The following is a 1,910-nucleotide window of genomic DNA, read 5'->3' on the forward strand; positions in this document are numbered from 1 at the left end:
GGCCAAACCCAGGCCGAGCTGCGGCCCGCGCCTTGCGAGCGCACGCACCACGGCCCGCGGGCTATCCGACGCGAATTTGAAGACACTCCCTAGGCGCTGAATCAGCGCGCCCCGCCGGCCCACCACCCCCGCCGACGACCGCGGGGCCTCCCCTCTCCCGTCGACTGCCGCGCCTGCCCTCGGGCCGCTCTCCCCCCGCTCCACGCCCTACCTCACCCCGCTCGGCCACACGCACCCGCCCCGTCGGCGCCCACCGCATCTCGCCGCTGTTTCCGCCCTCGGCCCTGCCCGCGCCCGCGCCTTTCCTTCCCTGCCGCCCCCGCCTCGGTTCCTCGCCCCGCGCACGGCAAGAGCCCCCTTCTTCTCTCGCGCAACCTAAGGTTGCACATCTGTGGCTCCCGACGTAGAGTCATGTGCAACCAAAGGTTGCAAGACGCGAGGAGTGCCATGGAGTACGGGAGCATCGCCCGGGAACTGCGCATCGAGGCCGCACCCGACGTGGTCTACGAGGTGATCAGCACCCCGGAGCACCTGCGGGAGTGGTGGCCGGACGAGGCGGAGCTCGACCCCGCGCCCGGCGGCACCGGCGTCATCACGTTCGGCACCGCACAGACGGCGAACCCGCACGTGGCACCGCTCACCGTCGTCGAAGCGGACCCGCCCCGCCGGTTCTCCTTCCGCTGGGTCTACGACGAGGCCGACGCCGCGACGCCGACCAACTCGCTTCTGGTCACCTTCGACCTGATCCCGTCGGACGGCGGCACGCTGGTGCGGTTCACCGAGGAGGGGTTCCGCGAGAAGGGCTGGGAGGCGGCCGTACTGGAGGAGCAGTACCGCGACCACGTCACCGGCTGGGATCACTTCCTGCCCCGACTCGTCGCGTACGCCGCCAAACAGGCGTCGGTGCGATGAGCGCGGCAATCGACGACGAACTCTGGTCCGCGGTCGGCGACCCGATCCGTCGGCAGATGCTCGACCTCCTGCTGGCCGGAGGTGGCGGCACGGCGACCACGCTGAGCGAGCAACTGCCGGTCACCCGGCAGGCGGTGGCGAAGCACCTGGGCGTCCTGGGCCGCGTCGGGCTGGTCCACGACACACCGTCCGGACGCGAACGCCGCTACGAGGTGGACGAGGCTCAACTCGCCCGGGCCGTCGCCCAGTTGTCCTCGGTCGGTGCCGCCTGGGACGCCCGACTGCGGCGCATCAAGCGGATCGCCGAGGCCATCCAACGGGACCGAGAGGCCTGACCTCTCCCCGCACACGCACGTACGAGCGTCGCCGCACTCCCGCGGCCGCGCCGGTGGACCGCGCCTGCGAACGGGCGCCCACACGACAAGCGAGGTATTGAAATGGCTGACATCCTGCACAGGATCGGCGTCACCGCGTCCCCCGACGCCGTGTACGACGCCCTGACCACGATCGACGGGCTGGCCGGCTGGTGGACGGAGGAGACGGAGGGCAGCACCGACATCGGCGGAGTCGTGCAATTCCGCTTCATACCCGGCGGCTTCGACATGAAAGTCCTGGAGTCCCAGCGCGCCGACCACGTGCTCTGGGAGGTCGCCGACGGCCCCGAGGAGTGGATCGGCACCCGCGTCCGCTTCGACCTCAAGCGGGAGGACGACTTCACCATCGTGCTGTTCAAGCATGAAGGCTGGGAGAAGCAGGCGGAGTTCATGCACCACTGCAGCACCAAGTGGGCCATCTACCTGATGAGCCTCAAGCGCCTCGTCGAGACCGGCAAGGGCGAGCCCTCCCCCAACGACGTGATGATCAGCAACTGGCACTGACCCGTCCTGTGGCCGGCAACGCTCACCGCGTTGCCGGCCACATCGGGTTGTACCCGCGCCCCCCCCCGGCCAAACGGAAGAGCACACATAAGAACACCCAAAACCAAGTAACCAATATTC

General features: G+C 69.6%; 3 protein-coding genes. All 3 read left to right on the forward strand.

What is annotated here, in order from left to right:
- The first annotated feature begins 447 nt into the window (after nucleotides 1-447).
- The 3 genes from AB0C36_RS43030 to AB0C36_RS43040 all read left to right on the forward strand — a co-directional run bounded on the left by AB0C36_RS43030 (nucleotide 448) and on the right by AB0C36_RS43040 (nucleotide 1,790).
- Complete coding sequence (locus AB0C36_RS43030; RefSeq protein WP_358365245.1) at nucleotides 448-912, forward strand: SRPBCC domain-containing protein; 465 nt, start codon at nucleotides 448-450, stop codon at nucleotides 910-912.
- The gene (locus tag AB0C36_RS43035) at nucleotides 909-1,247 is read left to right on the forward strand and encodes an ArsR/SmtB family transcription factor (RefSeq protein WP_358365248.1); all 339 of its coding nucleotides are present in this window, start codon (nucleotides 909-911) and stop codon (nucleotides 1,245-1,247) included. The genes AB0C36_RS43030 and AB0C36_RS43035 overlap by 4 nt, the downstream gene beginning before the upstream one ends.
- A gap of 102 nt (nucleotides 1,248-1,349) precedes the next feature.
- Complete coding sequence (locus AB0C36_RS43040; RefSeq protein WP_358365251.1) at nucleotides 1,350-1,790, forward strand: SRPBCC family protein; 441 nt, start codon at nucleotides 1,350-1,352, stop codon at nucleotides 1,788-1,790.
- The last annotated feature ends 120 nt before the right edge of the window (nucleotides 1,791-1,910 follow it).

The organism is Streptodolium elevatio (assembly GCF_040649515.1).
GTDB lineage: Bacteria > Actinomycetota > Actinomycetes > Streptomycetales > Streptomycetaceae > Yinghuangia > Yinghuangia elevatio.